This is a genomic window from Bifidobacterium subtile (assembly GCF_000741775.1).
Classification (GTDB): Bacteria; Actinomycetota; Actinomycetes; order Actinomycetales; family Bifidobacteriaceae; genus Bifidobacterium; species Bifidobacterium subtile.
Genome location: NZ_JGZR01000006.1, coordinates 201,705 through 217,910 on the forward strand (window position 1 = coordinate 201,705; position 16,206 = coordinate 217,910).

Below are 16,206 nucleotides of genomic sequence, written 5' to 3' on the forward strand. Positions count from 1 at the left end.
GCGCTGTCGCGTGTCGGCGGGTGGTAAAAGCCCGTCCAACGGGCATTTGGAGGCGATCGTCTGCATCATCCCGTCAGAATAGCGTTCGCATATTTGTATGCTTATATTCGCTGTGAGCTTGGACGAGGCGGTGGTGCTGTGATGATGGCTTGCCGGGTTATCGGTCTAGTTCAAGAACCAGCAACAGTCAGCGACAAGTTATTTTTTGTACATCCAATGTATAAATTTTTGTACATCGGATGTACAATTATTTCATGTCGTCACAGTATATTCCTCGTCCGATTGCCCAGGCGATCCTGCGGTCGAAGCGAAAAGTCGTTGTTTTGGAAGGCGCTCGCGCCGTGGGCAAGACCATGATGTCCAAGACGCAGCTGCTTGCGCAGGGATATGCGTATGAGACGCTGGCGGAACCCAATACATACGAGCTGGCGCGCACGGATCTCAATGGCTGGCTTTCCGGGTTGGAACTGCCGGTCATCATCGACGAGGCCCAACGGATCCGGGAGCTGCCGCTCGCCATCAAAGAGCTGGCAGACGGCATGGTGCCAGGGAAGCCGCATTTCGTTCTGACCGGCTCCTCTGTCATCAATCGTTCGGGTCTCGATGGCCAGGATCCCCTGGCGCGGCGCGCCGAACGATTCACCATGAATCCGCTTACCCGTCGTGAAATGAATCTGACGAGCACGAGCATCATCGACGATTTGTGGCGTAGGGAGCCGGACACGGGGTTCGAGGGCGCTGTGGCGAGGGGTGAATTGTTCGAGATGATGGCCGCTGGCGGCTTCCCTGAATATTCGGCGCAGTACGCCGACTACGGGGATTGGGAGCGCGAGAAGCTCGTCGCCGACGATATCTCCATCGTGTTGGGCAATACGATATCGCCTGACGAAAAACTCGACATCTCGACCGCCTTGAACGTGCTCGGGCATCTGCTATGCGTGCCGGGAGGAATATCGAACGCCAGCGCGCTGGGCAATGCGGCGGGTTTGGATAGGCGGACGGTGGACCGGTATATCGGCATTTTCATGCGCCGATTCCTTATTCACATGCTGCCCAATCTCAGAACCGCACCCAACCGGCAGTCGCCGTCAAGGGCGAAGATCCATCCCGTCGATACTTCGCTGAGTGTGGAGACGCTGCTCGGCAAGGGCGGCGACCCGGAAGGCAATCCAGTGACTTTCGGCATGCTTTTCGAATCGTTCGTGGTCAACCAGATCGTGCCAGCGGCGCAATGGTCGACAATCCACCCGGACTGCTTCTACTGGCGCGAATCGGGGGCGCATCCCAAGGAAGTGGATTTGGTGATGCTGCGGCGCAACCGGCTGGTCGGCGTCGAAGTCAAATCCTCGAGCACGGTCAAGCGCGAAGACTTCGCGGGATTGTCGCAACTGGCCAAAGACAGGCGGTTCTTCAGAGGGTATCTCGTCTATACGGGGTCAAGGGTTCTCAAGTATCCCAACGGTTTGTGGGCACTGCCCGTCAGCGCCTTATGGGAGCCCGGGGCGTTTATGTGATATGCGTGCCTGCCTTTGAGTTTGAGGGCAGTTTTTATTCGCGCGGGGCGGTCATAGTGTATTTGGCGCAGATGCTTCGCAACGAGACGTTCCAAAACTTGATAGCGCGAAACTCAAGTTTTTTTGGAGGAATTGGGAATATAAGTTGACTTCATAAAGTTGAGTGATGTAGGCTCAAGTTTGTAAGCAGGCGAGGGGAACTTCGCAACGCGGGTCCGCAAGGTGTCGAATGGCCGAACAGCATCGAAACCGGCGGGCTCGACGGGCTTGAGCAGGCAACGTCAGCTGGCAAGTGACCACTGATAACGAACGAACAAGGAGACAACCGTTATGGGACGTGCAGTAGGCATCGATCTGGGTACCACCAATTCCTGCATCGCGACGCTGGAAGGCGGCGAACCCACCGTCATTGTGAACGCGGAGGGTGCGCGCACCACGCCATCCGTTGTGGCATTCAGCAAGTCCGGCGAGATCCTCGTCGGCGAAGTGGCCAAGCGCCAGGCCGTCACCAATGTCGATCGCACGATCAGCTCGGTGAAGCGCCACATGGGTACTGACTGGACCGTCGATATCGACGGCAAGAAGTGGACCCCGCAGGAGATCTCCGCGCAGGTGCTCATGAAGCTCAAGCGCGACGCCGAGGCGTATCTGGGCGAGCCGGTGACCGACGCGGTCATCACCTGCCCTGCATACTTCAACGATGCACAACGCCAGGCGACCAAGGACGCTGGCAAGATCGCAGGCCTGAACGTGCTGCGCATCATCAACGAGCCGACTGCGGCAGCGCTCGCATACGGCTTGGAAAAAGGTAAGGAGGACGAGCGCATTCTCGTCTTCGATCTCGGCGGCGGCACCTTCGACGTGTCCCTGCTCGAAATCGGCAAGGACGAGGATGGCTTCTCCACCATTCAGGTGCAGGCCACTAATGGCGACAACCGCTTGGGCGGCGATGATTGGGATCAGAAGATCATCGACTGGCTCGTGGGTGAGGTAAAGAACAAGTACGGCGTCGACTTGGCCAAGGACAAGATCGCGCTGCAGCGGCTCAAGGAAGCTGCGGAGCAGGCCAAGAAAGAGCTGTCGAGCTCGACTTCGACCTCTATCTCCATGCAGTACCTGGCCATGACCCCTGACGGCACGCCGGTGCATCTCGACGAGACGCTCACCCGCGCCCACTTCGAGGAGTTGACCTCCGATCTGCTCGGCCGCTGCCGCACGCCGTTCAACAACGTGCTGAGCGATGCGAACATCTCCGTGAGCGACATCGACCACGTGGTGCTCGTCGGCGGCTCGACCCGTATGCCGGCCGTCAAGGACCTGGTCAAGGAGCTCACCGGCGGCAAGGAAGCGAACCAGTCCGTGAACCCGGACGAAGTCGTGGCTGTCGGCGCCGCCGTGCAGTCGGGCGTCATCAAGGGCGACCGCAAGGACGTGCTGCTCATCGACGTGACCCCGCTTTCGCTGGGCATCGAGACCAAGGGCGGCATCATGACCAAGCTCATCGACCGCAACACCGCCATCCCGACCAAGCGCTCCGAGGTCTTCTCGACCGCTGAAGACAACCAGCCCTCCGTGCTCATCCAGGTCTACCAGGGCGAGCGCGAGTTCGCGCGCGACAACAAGCCGCTGGGCACCTTCGAGCTGACCGGCATCGCACCGGCGCCGCGCGGCGTCCCGCAGATCGAAGTCACCTTCGACATCGACGCCAATGGCATCGTGCATGTCGGCGCCAAGGACAAGGGCACCGGCAAGGAGCAGTCGATGACCATCACCGGCGGCTCGGGCCTGGGCAAGGACGAAATCGACAAGATGGTCAAGGAAGCCGAAGCCCACGAGGCCGAGGACAAGCAGCGCAAGGAGGATGCCGAAACCCGCAATCAGGCCGAATCCTTCGCCTACCAGACCGAAAAGCTCGTCAACGACAACAAGGACAAGCTCTCCGACGACGTGTCCAAGGAAGTCACCGACAAGGTCAACGAGCTGAAAGAAGCGCTCAAGGGCGAGGACATTGAGAAGATCAAGTCCGCGCAGGAAGCGCTTATGACCTCGGCGCAGAAGATCGGCCAGGCGCTCTACGCGCAGCAGGGCGCTGAAGGCGCTGCTGGTGCCGCAGACGCAGGTGCAGGTGCGGCCGGAGCTGCCGCTTCGTCTGACGACGATGTGGTGGACGCCGAAGTCGTGGACGATGACGACAAGGACAACAAGTAATCATGTCCACATTCAACAAGGACGATTACCTCAACGATCTGCCGGACGCCGATCAGGCCGCGGCCGGCGCGGCTGGCACGGCTGGTGCGGCTGACAAGGCGGCTCAACCGGCTTCGGCCCCCGCAGCGCAGGGTGCCGAGCCAAATGAGCCGTCCGGCGATGCGCAGACCGCTGGCGACGGCGGTAACGCGAGCACCAACAACGACGGCGAGCAGCCGAGCGATGACGGCAAGGAATCCGGCGATACGGATTCCGATGCGCAGGATTCGCTGACGCCGCTCGGCCAAGCGAAGAAGGAAGCCGCAGAATACCTCGACGCCTTGCAGCGCGAGCGGGCCGAATTCGTCAACTTCCGCAACCGTTCGAAGAAGGAGCAGGACCGCTTCCGCGAGCACGGCATCATCGACGTGCTCACGGCGCTGCTGCCCGCGCTCGACGACATCGACCGCATCAAGGAGCACAGCGATATCGACGACTCCTTCAACGCGGTCGCCACGAAGATCGACAAGGCCTTCGAACGCTTCGGCGTCGAGAAGTTCGGCAAAGCCGGAGAGCCCTTCGACCCGACCAAGCACGAGGCCATCCTGCACAAGCCCGACGAAACCGCCACCACCGAAACCGTCGACACCGTAGTGGAAGCCGGATACCGCATCGGCGACCGAGTAGTCCGAGCCGCCCGAGTGGTAGTCGCTTCTCCCAAGGCATAGCTGCTAGTGGGGTGGCCGGGATTGGGAAAGGGGGATGTGTTGCTCGACACGCTCCAAGGCCGCTCGGCCGGTCATACGGTCGAGCAACACATCCCCCTTTCCCAATCCCTAATCGCTCTAAGTTGGTCTTGTAGAAGTCCGGTTTTGAGCAGCGCAAAAGCCTAAGCCGCCGATACGAATCCTTAGAGCGCAAAAAGATAATAAGAGTGACTGTTTAACAGGAGTTGAACTGTTGTGCGTAGAGGGCTCGGAAGGATGCGTGTCGTCCGACCGTAAAGACTCGGCCAGAGCGGCCCGGAGCGTGTCGGATGACACGCATCCTTCCGAGCCCGGCAACCCCTCTAGCAGTCAAGAACTAAATAAAGCATCACATATTGAGCCCAGGAAAGGAGGCACATCGTGGCTGAGAACGAATGGCTGAACAAGGACTTCTACAAGGTCCTCGGTGTCTCCAAAGACGCCAGCGCAGCCGATGTCACCAAGGCGTACCGCAAGCTAGCGCGTCAGTATCATCCCGATCTGAACAAGTCCAAGGAGGCCGAGGAGAAGTTCAAGGATATCTCCGAGGCGTATGACGTGCTCAACAACAAGGAGCAGCGCCAGAAGTACGATGCGATTCGACAGTTCGGCATGGGCGGCGCACGTTTCGCGGGTGGCTCGGGCCAGGGCGGCTTCGACGGCGCGGGCTTCTCTGATGTCTTCGGTTCGATGTTCGGCGATGGTGCGGGCGATGGCTCGCGCATCCGCTTCTCGACGGCGGGCGGTCAGCCCGGCATGGATGACATTTTCTCCATGTTTGGCGGCGGCATGCCGGGTCAGGGCACACGGAGTCATACGACGTATCGCGAGCCGCAGCGCCCGCAGCGGGGCGAGGATCGCAAATCGAAGATCACGCTGACCTTCCGGCAGGCGGTCAAGGGCGCGACGGTGTCGCTGAGCGTGGATGGCGGCAAGTTCAAGACGCATATTCCCGCCGGGGTCAAGGACGGGCAGAAGATTCGGCTCGCGGGCAAGGGCAAGCCGGGCGTCAACGGCGGCAAGAATGGCGATATGTTCCTGGAGCTCACCGTCCGGGAGGATCCGAAGTTCTCGCTGCGCGGGCACGATATCGTCATGCCGCTGCCGGTCAGCGTCGGGCAGGCCGTGGCCGGCGCGAAGATCGAGGCGAAGGATATCGACGGCGAGACCGTGACGTTCAAAGTTCCTGCCGGGTCGTCCAGCGGCAGTGAAGTTCGCATCTCCGGCAAGGGCGTGCCCGGGCGCGGCGGCGATTTGGTGGGCCGCATCGAGATTCGCGTGCCGTCCAAGCCTGGTATGGCGCTTAAGCGCAAGGCCAAGGAGTTCGACGAGGAGTCCGGCGATTTCCTTGATGAACTGGCGCAGGAGCGCTGATTGCCATGGCACGGTTGGATCGCGAGGCGCGGGCGCTCTATGAGATGTGCGCGCTCGCGCTGGTCGAGTCCCGCGCGAATCTCGACGGGGCGGATGAGGTCGGTTTCGACATCGATCTGCCGATTTTCAGCGTCGGGCGCACCGCCGAACTGGCGAACATCCACCCGCAGACCTTGCGGCAGTACGACCGGCTGGGGCTTATCGAGCCGCAGCGGACCGGCGGCGGGGCGCGGCGCTATTCGCTGCGCGACATCGACCGGCTCGTGCAGGCGCAGCGGCTGAGTCAGGAGGAAAGCGTCAATCTTGCGGGCATCGCGCGCATTCTCGATCTGCAGGAAGAGAACCGGCAGCTGCGCCGCGAGATCAAACGGCTGAGCAGACCCAACGGTTCGAGCATTTTCGCGGCCGACGCGGATGGCGACATCATCGAAGTGCAGCGCTCGAATCAGGCCCGGCTATGGCGGCACGAGATTCAGGTGCATCGCCGCGAGCTGACATCCGGTCGCTCCGGCGGCGATATGCCGCAATACCCAGAGGACGAGAAGTCCGTGGTGCTGTGGAGTGAGTACCTCGACTAAGTGGCTCGTGGTTGCTTGAGGGGCGAAGCGTCTGCATACCCACGACCGGCATGAAACCCAGCGAACGCGCATAAGCCCGGGACCCTACGTCACAAGGCCCGCACTATCACAACGGTAGTGCGGGCCTTGTGATGTTTCATGCCGGTTATACGCCACATCCCCCGCAGTGGCCTGGTGATAGTGCGGGAATTGTGACGTTTCGGCATTTCGGTGCGGGCTTGCGTCGCGTTTTGTACGGTATCCGACCCCTACCGTGCAAAACGTAACGTTCAATGGCAGTTTTGCGTAGCTTTTTATACGGTAGGGTTGCGTTAGCGCATAAAATGCAACGTTGATGAGCTTTTCCGGCCCATATGCGCCTCCGCCTGCTCCCTTGTCGGCCTGTTTTGTTGTCATGGGAAGGCAAGGCAACTTGGCGCGATTCGATGCGCCGCAGGCAGGTGCAGACGCAGGCGATGGAAGGCGGGATTCGGCATGACGCTACTCAAGGCGGTCCTTTGGGATATGGATGGCACGCTTATCGACTCGGAGCCGGTCTGGCACGAGTCCGAGATGCAGCTCGCCCGCGAGCATGGCGGGCAATGGAACGAAGACCTCGCCTGGGGCGATTCCGGCAAGCCGGTGCAAGTGGTGGCGCAGCATCTGGTTGACATGGGCACGCAGCTTACTGTGGACGAGATAGCAAACGGCATGGTCGACTATGTATTCCAGCATGAAAAAGAGCATATGCCGTGGATTGAGGGCGTCGAGGATGTGCTCAGACGGTTGGCCGAGGCGGGCATACCCTCGGTGCTGGTTACTGCCTCGCCGCGCAAAATGGCGCAGAACGTGGTCGATCATGCCCCCGAAGGGGCGTTCGTGGGATTCGTGTGCGGCTCGGACGATCTGCCGAAGAAGCCCGACCCGGCACCGTACTTGGCCGCAGGGCGGCTGGTAGGCGTGGAACCGCAGGATATGGCCAGTTGCATCGCGATCGAGGATTCCATCTCTGGCCTCACCTCGGCCGCTGCTTCTGGGGCTACGACGCTGGCACAGGTCGGGTTCAATGGCACGGATGTGTCCGAAGGCCCACAGTTCGCTTCGATCAGCGGGTATGAGGGGCTGGGCGTGGCCGAATTGGAGCAGTATGTGCGGCTGCGGTTGAATGAACTTGACGCTGAGCGGTAACGATTGAGCGGTAACAATCGAGCATGAATGACTGGGCGTTAACGATTGAGCATGACCGATTGAGCGGTAACAATCGAGCGCGCACGTAACTGAGTGCGTTCGTGACCGATTTTGGTTCGTGACCAAGTCGATTGGCGGCTGAGTATCTTAGCAACTGGGCGTCGACAGTCGGGCGCTTGGCGCTGCACGGTTGCAGATCGTCATAGGCAGTATCGGCAATATAAGCAGCGCGCATATGGGCGAGTCCGAGCTAGGGGAACGCGTGAGCTGGTATGCCCGCGTCGAAGCGGCAAGCATGCAACTATACTGTGATGCAGTTATGGCGAGGCGCTGCGGCATCGGCCATACGACGGGTTTCGGCTCGCTGGCTGTTTTTCAGCCGGTAGGGCGGAGCGTGCGTCGTGGCATGCTGCAGCGGGCTGTGGCAGGAAGGAGTCAACGATGATGATAGGAATACCGAAGGAGACGCTCGCGGGCGAGCGGCTGGTGGCGGCCACGCCCAAAACCGTCACGCAATTGCGTGCGCTGGGCTATGAGGTCGCGGTGGAACGAGGCGCGGGGGCCGAGGCGTCGTACAGCGACAAGGCATACAGCGACGCTGGGGCGTCCATCGTCGACGCCGCTGCGGCATGGGACTGCGGCATCGTGACCACGGTGAACGCGCCGAGCGAGCAGCAGGTCGCGCAAATGAACAACGCCGCCATGCTGATTTCCCGGCTGGCACCGCATACCAACAACGAGCTGCTGGATGCGCTCGCCAAACGCGGCGTGACCGCGCTCGCGCTGGATGCGGTTCCGCGCATCTCCCGTGCGCAATCGATTGACGTGCTCTCAACCATGTCGAATGTCTCCGGCTATCGCGCGGTAATCGAGGCGGCCGAGGAATTCGGCGGCATGTTCACCGGACAGGTCACCGCAGCGGGCAAAACCCAGCCGGCCAAGGTCTTCGTGATTGGCGGCGGCGTGGCAGGCCTTGCGGCGATTGGCGCGGCCGTGTCGCTCGGCGCGGAAGTGCGGGCTTTCGACGTGCGTCCGGAGGCCGGCGAACAGATCGAATCGCTCGGCGCGACTTTCGTGCAGGCGAAAGCCGCCCAGCAGGAGCGCTCGAGCACCGGGTACGCCAAGGCGCTGAGCGACGAGCAGGAGCGGGCGACGCTGGCGCTCTACGCCGAGGAAGCCGCGAAGGCCGATATCATCATCACGACCGCACTCGTGCGCGGCTCGGCCGTGCGCACGATCACTAAGGAAGCCGTAGCTGGGATGCGCTCCGGCTCGGTAATCGTCGACGTGGCGGCCACCGGCGGCGGCAACTGCGAGCTGACCGTGCCTGGCAGCAAAACCGTCAGCGACAACGGCGTGACCATCATCGGCTACACGGATCTTGCCAGTCGCATGCCGCGGCACACCTCGCAGCTCTTCGGCACCAATGTCGTCAATCTGATGAAACTGCTCACCCCGGCCAAGGATGGCAAGCCGGCGCTTGATCTTGATGACCCGGTGCAGCGCGGCATGACGGTGACCAACGAGAGCCAGATTCTGTGGCCGCCGCCAGCCGTGGCGGTATCCGCAGCTCCCGCTCCGGCCGCAGCGGGCAGTGCAGCGGCAGGTGCTACAGCCACATCCCTCAGCCCGGAAGAACTCAAGGAGGAGGCACAGCGCAAGGCCGCCGCGCAGGAGGCCGAACAGGCCGCCAAACGCAAGCGCAATACGGTGCTTATGGCCATCTCCGGCATTATCCTTGCCGTGGCGCTCGCGTTCACCGATGCCGCGTTCCTCGCGACCTTCTCGATCTTCGTGCTGGCCATATTCGTGGGCTACTATGTGGTCTCCAACGTCAGCCACTCGCTGCACACGCCGCTGATGTCGCAGACGAACGCGATTTCCGGCATTATCCTCGTCGGCTCGCTGCTGCAGATCGGCTCCGAGAACCCGGTCGTGACCACGCTGGCCGTGCTGTCCGCCGCCATCGCGTCGATTAACGTCTTCGGCGGATTCCTTGTCACCTATCGCATGCTCAGCATGTTCAGGAAGGATGCGTGAGCGCCATGAGCATCACTATCGCTTCGCAGGCCGCGTATCTCGTCGCCGCCGTGCTCTTCATTCTTTCGCTGGCCGGACTTTCCAAGCAGGAGACCGCCCGACGCGGCAATATCTTGGGCATGATTGGCATGGCCGTGGCGATTATCGCCACCATTGTGCTCGCGCTTGTCGATTCGGCGCGGCCCGTATGGGTGACCGCGCTGCTCATCGCGCTCGTGTTCATCATCGGCGCTGCTGTCGGCACGTGGCGCGCCCGCACTGTCGAAATGACGCAGATGCCTGAGCTGATCGCCATGCTGCACAGCTTCGTCGGCGCTGCGGCCGTACTCATCGGCTACAATTCCTTCCTTACCGAGCATGACGTCGCGCATCTGTCCGAGATCTACCTGGGCGTGCTTATCGGCGCGGTGACCTTCACCGGCTCGATCATCGCCTACCTCAAGCTGGCTGGGCGTATCAAGTCCAAGCCGCTCGCGCTGCCCGGGCGCAATGCCATCAACGTCGGGCTGCTGGTCGTCATGGCCGCCATGCTCGTATGGTTCCTGATGACCGACTCGATTTGGGCCTTGGCGCTGATGACGGTGCTCGCCCTGCTGCTCGGTCTGCATTTGGTCGCTTCGATCGGCGGCGGCGATATGCCGGTCGTCATCTCGATGCTCAACTCCTACTCCGGCTGGGCGGCTGCGGCTGCCGGCTTCATGCTCGACAACAATCTGCTCATCATCACCGGCTCGCTTGTCGGCTCCTCCGGCGCAATCCTGTCGTACCTGATGTGCAAGGCGATGAACCGCAAGTTCATGGCCGTCATCTTCGGCGGATTCGGCGACGCTCCTAAGGCCGCTGCGGCGAAAGTCGAAGGCGAATACCACGAGGTGCAGGCCGCCGAAGTGGCCGAAGAGCTCAAGGAGGCCCATTCGGTCATCATCGCGCCGGGCTATGGCATGGCCGTAGCCAAAGCGCAGACCGCCGTGGCCACGCTCGTCGAGCGCCTGCGCGCGCAGGGCGTCGAGGTGCGCTTCGCCGTTCACCCAGTGGCGGGCCGCCTGCCGGGGCATATGAACGTGCTGCTCGCCGAAGCGAAGGTGCCGTACGACATCGTCCTGGAAATGGACGAGATCAACGGCGACTTCCCCAGCACCGACGTGGTGCTCGTCATCGGCGCCAACGACACCGTCAATCCCTCGGCCGCCGAAGACCCCAATTCCCCGATCGCCGGCATGCCCGTGCTCGAAGTGTGGAAGGCGAAGCATGTCGTCGTGCTCAAGCGCTCGATGGCGACCGGCTATGCCGGCGTGCAGAACCCGCTGTTCTTCCGCGACAACACCTCAATGCTCTTCGGCGACGCCAAAGCCAGCGTGGAAGCAGTGCTCGGAGCGCTGTGAGGCGTTGCCGAGCCGTTGCGAGTCATGTGAGTCGGCTTGGCTGAGCTCTTCCAAGGGGAATTGCAATAAGGCGTGGCGTACGAATGCTAGCGCCAGACGACGTGGTGCGGGGCGGCACCGATTGCGAAGTTGCACATCGCGCAGCCGAGGCCGACGTGGGCGAAAAGGCCTTCGGTGGCGCGGGCGCTGACGGTGTTGTCGCTGTGCAACTCGATGATGAAAGGCTGCTGACTGAGCGAGGTCGGCGCGAGCATCGCCGCACTCATGCCCTGTGCAAACCATTCGGGCGTTTGCATGATTGCCATGCCTTCGGGCAACGCGCATAGCTGCTCCATCGGCTTGGTATGATGCTTTGCGCCGGGGCGTGCGGGGTGACCGAAGGCCAGCACCCAAATCATATGCTCGCTATCGCCCAGGCTCCACCAGCCTTCTTTCGCGTTGTCGAGCACCGCCCATGAGGTTCCTAGGCCGAGCTGGACGATGCGCAGGGAGAGCAGTTCGCCGTAGTAACCGACCTTGGTTTGCAGGGCGATTTCATCCGCGTTGGTCGTCGTTTGACTGCCGTGAGTTTGGTTGCCGCTCTTAGCGGAAGCCATATTCGCAGACGCGCTTAGATTAGGGATGCCGCTGCCTGCTCCGATCAGGGCGATGGCATTATGGACTCCGTGGAATCTGCCGTAATGGGTCGGGTAGCCGCAGAATGCATCATCCAGCCCGCTGATCAGCTGGATATGCAGGCCCGATGCCGCATTGCAGGCCGTGATTGCTTCGTGCAGCGCCGCCAGCGCTTCGTCGGCCACCGGCTCGTCGGTATACATACGCACGGAATGGCGCTCGGCTATCGCGCCGCGCAAGTCGCCTCTATCGCCAAAATCGCACAGCGCCATGATTCCCTCCCGCATATGGGTTATGCCACATCGCTTACGCTTCGATTCTATTCGACCGAGATTGCGCGACGGTTCCTAAGATAAGCCGATGTCATGTGGCTATTCATGAGGTCAGCTGCACGAGAGTGCCGCACGGCAGCGGCTGCATGGGCATAGGCACAACGGTGGCTTCGTGTCGGGGCCTGAAAATTCGGTATCTGCGTTATGTGAGGCGTTATTTGGATGCTGCGGAGGTCTATCTGCGTTGTGTGAGGCGTTAATTCCTTGGCACCCCGAGTATCGCTGGCTGAAAACGGCGGTTCTGGGCCGTCTGATACTCGACGCTCTGCGAAATAGCGCCTCACATAACGTAGATAGACCTCCGTGGGGCCCGATTAACGCCTCACATAACGCAGATAGACCGGCAAAAGAGTGAATCGAGCTACCGACGCAACGCGCGAAACGCCCTCCGCTCACCCCCGGCTGCCGTTGGCGTAGAACCGCGCGAGCGACTCGTCGCGGAATTCGTCGAAGTATCCGCCGTCAATTGCGGCGCGGATGTCGTCGAGCAGCTTCACGAAGAAACGTTCATTGTGAATCGTGGCCAGGGTGAAGCCGTTCAGCTCATGCGCACGCAGCAGATGGTCGATATATGCCCGCGAATAATGCGTGCAGGCGTAGCAGTCGCAGCCCTCTTCGAGCGGTCCGAAGTCGTGTTTGAAGGCGGCGCGTTTGATGTTGTAGCGGCCGTCGCGCGTGTAGATCGCGCCGTTGCGGCCGGTTCGCGCGGGCGCGACGCAGTCGAAGGTGTCGCCGCCGTTCTCCACGCAGGCGAAGATATCATCCACGGCCGCGATGCCGAGCACATGCCGGGGTCGACTTTCCGGCATTTCGTCGCAGATCCATGCGCAGGTGTCGCCGATCACGCGCTTCTCGATGGCCCCGCCGATGCCGACGCCATCGAAATCAAGCGAGGCGATCTGCTGCGCCGCGTGACGACGTAGATCCTCGTAATTCGCGCCCTGCACCACGCCGTACAGCGCCTGATAAGGCTTGCCGATGCGCTCTTGCGTCAACCGCTGATGCTCGGCGACGCAGCGCCGCGCCCATCGGAAGGTGCGCTCGACTGAACGCTCCTGATAGCCGCGCGTGTTCATCAGCGTCGTCAGCTCGTCGAAGGCGAACATGATATCCGCGCCGATCTTATGCTGGATGCCCATGGAAATCTCGGCGCTGAAGCGGTGCTCGGAGCCGTTGAGCGGCGATTTGAAGGTCACGCCGTCCTCGTCCACGAAGGCCAGCCGCTCTTTGCCTTTGGCAATCACGTCATCCGACTTCATGCCCTTGACGTCCATCGCGAGCGTCTTCTTGAACCCGGCTCCGAGCGAAAGCACTTGGAACCCGCCGGAATCGGTGAAGGTCGGGCCGTCCCAGTTCATGAATCGGCCCAGTCCACCGGCCTCGTCAAGCACGTCTTCGCCGGGGCGTTCGAAAAGATGGAAGGCGTTCGACAGCAGGCATTGCGCCCCCAACTCGCGCATCTGCTCGGGCAGCACGGCTTTCATGGCGGCCTGTGTGGCCACGGGGACGAAAGCCGGGGTCTTGATGTCGCCGTGCGGCGTATGAATGACTCCGGTGCGGCCGTACCGGGCCCCGCCGCGCCCCTTGCCGTCGGCCGAATCAGGCAGGCGCGTGGTCGTTTCAAAGCTGAAGGTGTTGCGATCACCGGGCTGATCGGGGTGCTCGGGCCGCGTTGTACGAGGGTGCTCAAGAAGGCTGGTCATATCGTTCACTGTAGGCGAAGCCATGCCGCAGCGCCCCTGCCGATACGAGTCCGGCATGGTTTCGGACTCAACTGCAAGAGAACGAGGGATGGATGTGGCCGTTTTTGGGAACATGTCGGGGATTGGTGCATTTCTTCCAACAAACATTCAGGGAACGCCCAGAGCAGCTATCTTTACTCTTATGTAGCGATGAACAGCGGCAGCATGGTCGAAAGACCATCGGATGTCGCTACCAATTCAAAGGAGCAGTTATGGCCGAAGAACACGACGGCGACTGGAACGCCCAGAACGACGCGAATGGCGCCGAGGAGCATGATCGCCCGGATGAAGGGGGAGAGGCGCGGAGCGATTCTCAGCAGGAGTCGCAAGGCGAGCAGCCGACGGTTACGCTGCCGCCCCTAGGAACGAATGACACGGAAGTCTTGAATGCTCCCGAATACTCGAATGCGCAGGGTCAGCCGGCCGCAGTCGATGCTGGCTCGCGTAATGACGATGCCGGCGAGGCCAGCGGAGATGCCGATGACGCTGCCAATGACGGCGCAGACAACGACGGCATACATCAGACTGCTATAATCGAGCAGGGTATCCCTGCGGCCGCCGGCTCTCCCGCGCAGGAGACCGAATCCATTCCTGTGACAGGCAGTGCCGCGACACGCTCCACAGAGCAGCCGACGACGCCGCTATACCGCCCCGCGCCGGAATATGGCGCGTATGGCCCGGTGCCCCCGCAGACGCAGACGCAGAATAATGGCAATGCATCCGGCACTCAGACAGGTCAGTCTGGTCAGACTGATGGCGGTCAAGCAGGGGCGCAATCGGGAACACAGGGGAATCGCAACCCGTATTTCGGCGCCAATCCCTTCTTCAATCCTGGCGGTCAGCAGGCCAATGGTCAGCAGTCCAGCGGGCAGCCGGGCAACGCGAATCAAGGGACGCCGGGAGCATCCGGTCCCTACGGCGCGGGCAACTCGCCGCAGGGGTCTCAGGGGCCGCGAACACCGGGATTCCCGCCGCAAGGTCCGTTTGCCAACAATCAGGCACCGGGATCCGCGGCTCCGAACCGGCCTGCGAATGCGATTGTGGTCGCGGTCGTCGCCGCGCTGGTATCCGCGGCCCTGTGCCTCGGCATCGGCTATGCGGCGATCGCCAACGGGTGGGTGAACGTGGCCAGCACCAGCTCGCTGAGCGACGTCGGCTCCTCCAGTCAATCCGGCAGCGGCAGCGCGCCCCTGAAGTCCGGCAAGGCGGCCGATTGGACCGCTGTTTCCGGCTCGGTTTCCGGCTCGGTCGTCTCCATCCAGACCCAGGTGAGCGGTGGAGTCGCCAAGGGGTCGGGCGCGATTCTTGACGACAAAGGTCACATTGTCACCAACAACCACGTGATCTCGGGCGCGAAGCAGATTCAGGTCACGCTGGCGAATGGGCAGATGTACACGGCCCAGGTCGTGGGCGCCGACACCACCACCGATCTGGCGGTGATCAAGCTCGACAACCCGCCAAGCGACCTCAAGCCAGTGGAGTTCGCCGATTCCGACTCGCTCGCCGTGGGCCAGGGCGTCATGGCCATCGGCAATCCGCTCGGCTACGATGACACGGCCACGACCGGCATCGTCTCGGCGCTCAACCGCCCCGTTTCAGTCGCTGATGATAACGGCAACGCCGAAATCGTCACCAATGCCATCCAGATCGACGCGGCCATCAACCCGGGCAACTCGGGCGGCCCGACCTTCGACGCTGCCGGCAAGGTGATCGGCATCAACTCTTCGATTGCCTCCACCGCCACATCCAGCTCGGAAGCGGGATCCATCGGCATCGGCTTCGCCATCCCGGCGAATCTGGTCAAGCGCGTTTCGCAGGAGATCATCGACAACGGCTCGGTCAAGCATGTGCAGCTCGGCGTGACCATCACGGACGGAACCGCCGAAGCCGACGGCGTGACCCGCGGCGGCGCGAAGGTCGCCAGCGTGGTTTCCGGCAGTCCGGCCGACAAGGCGGGACTGAAGATTGGCGACACCATCGTCGCGTTCAACGATCACGCGGTGAACAACACCTACTCGCTGCTGGGCTATGTTCGTGCGTCGGCGTTGGGTGACAAGGTGAAGCTCACGGTCGCGCGTGATTCCAAAGCCGTCGACGTCGACGTGACGCTGGACCAGCAGGAATCCGCTTCCACCAGATCCCAGTCAGGCAGCGGCAACGGCAGCCAGAACGACAATGGCGGCAACAATAACGACAATGGTGACGGCAGCGGCAATGGTAACGGTAACGGTGATAGTGGTAACGGCGACAACGGTCTCACCGACCCGTTCGGCCTGTGGTAAATAGGTAGGAGATCCAGCGCTCGATCGGCTGTGACGGCTGGGCGATGCGACTGAATGGCGATGCGAGGCGGGGCGACGGGCGCAATGTCTGCTGCCCCGCCTCGCATCGCGTTCTTTCGCAGCCATTGGCTCGGCTGAAAGATGTGGAAAGGGCGCTGGCGGAGAGGTCTGTAGGCCGTGTGCCGCTTAAGACCGGGACGCCACACAAAGGGCGTTGGAGTCCTAGCCAGCCACTGCATCGGCTTTA

At 61.9% G+C, this 16,206-nt stretch carries 11 protein-coding genes; 9 read left to right on the plus strand and 2 right to left on the minus strand.

The genetic code is table 11. The features are described from left to right. The first annotated feature begins 254 nt into the window (after positions 1 to 254). The 8 genes from BISU_RS05350 (at position 255) to pntB (ending at position 10,988) form a co-directional block, all read left to right on the plus strand. Positions 255 to 1,514, plus strand: a complete 1,260-nt coding sequence (locus BISU_RS05350) for an ATP-binding protein (protein ID WP_226839106.1) — start codon at positions 255 to 257, stop codon at positions 1,512 to 1,514. Positions 1,515 to 1,844: 330 nt separating this feature from the next. Then, positions 1,845 to 3,722 carry a molecular chaperone DnaK gene (gene dnaK / locus BISU_RS05355; RefSeq protein WP_024463001.1) on the plus strand — a complete coding sequence of 626 codons (1,878 nt, stop codon included), beginning with the start codon at positions 1,845 to 1,847 and terminating at the stop codon, positions 3,720 to 3,722. Positions 3,723 to 3,724: 2 nt separating this feature from the next. Next, positions 3,725 to 4,429, plus strand: a complete 705-nt coding sequence (gene grpE / locus BISU_RS05360) for a nucleotide exchange factor GrpE (protein ID WP_024463002.1) — start codon at positions 3,725 to 3,727, stop codon at positions 4,427 to 4,429. Positions 4,430 to 4,828: 399 nt separating this feature from the next. Beyond that, the gene (locus BISU_RS05365; RefSeq protein WP_024463003.1) at positions 4,829 to 5,821 is read left to right on the plus strand and encodes a DnaJ C-terminal domain-containing protein; all 993 of its coding nucleotides are present in this window, start codon (positions 4,829 to 4,831) and stop codon (positions 5,819 to 5,821) included. 5 nt (positions 5,822 to 5,826) lie between these two features. Then, positions 5,827 to 6,399, plus strand: coding sequence for a heat shock protein transcriptional repressor HspR (locus BISU_RS05370; protein ID WP_024463004.1), 573 nt, complete (start codon positions 5,827 to 5,829; stop codon positions 6,397 to 6,399). A gap of 474 nt (positions 6,400 to 6,873) precedes the next feature. Next, on the plus strand, positions 6,874 to 7,566 hold the full coding sequence (locus BISU_RS05375; protein ID WP_024463005.1) for an HAD family hydrolase: 693 nt from the start codon (positions 6,874 to 6,876) through the stop codon (positions 7,564 to 7,566). Between the two features lie 441 nt (positions 7,567 to 8,007). Further along, complete coding sequence (locus BISU_RS05380) at positions 8,008 to 9,606, plus strand: Re/Si-specific NAD(P)(+) transhydrogenase subunit alpha (protein WP_024463006.1); 1,599 nt, start codon at positions 8,008 to 8,010, stop codon at positions 9,604 to 9,606. 5 nt (positions 9,607 to 9,611) lie between these two features. Continuing rightward, entirely contained in the window at positions 9,612 to 10,988 is a 1,377-nt protein-coding gene (pntB, locus tag BISU_RS05385) for a Re/Si-specific NAD(P)(+) transhydrogenase subunit beta (RefSeq protein ID WP_024463007.1), read from the plus strand. Positions 10,989 to 11,074: 86 nt separating this feature from the next. On the opposite strand, the gene BISU_RS05390 is transcribed toward pntB, so the two are convergent. After that, a complete protein-coding gene (locus tag BISU_RS05390) occupies positions 11,075 to 11,890 on the minus strand; it encodes a nitroreductase family protein (RefSeq protein WP_024463008.1) in 816 nt (271 codons plus the stop codon). A gap of 437 nt (positions 11,891 to 12,327) precedes the next feature. Continuing rightward, complete coding sequence (gene tgt, locus BISU_RS05395) at positions 12,328 to 13,638, minus strand: tRNA guanosine(34) transglycosylase Tgt (protein WP_024463009.1); 1,311 nt, start codon at positions 13,636 to 13,638, stop codon at positions 12,328 to 12,330. 251 nt (positions 13,639 to 13,889) lie between these two features. Between tgt and BISU_RS05400 the strand changes: the two genes are divergently transcribed. After that, complete coding sequence (locus BISU_RS05400) at positions 13,890 to 15,959, plus strand: trypsin-like peptidase domain-containing protein (RefSeq protein WP_051922005.1); 2,070 nt, start codon at positions 13,890 to 13,892, stop codon at positions 15,957 to 15,959. The last annotated feature ends 247 nt before the right edge of the window (positions 15,960 to 16,206 follow it).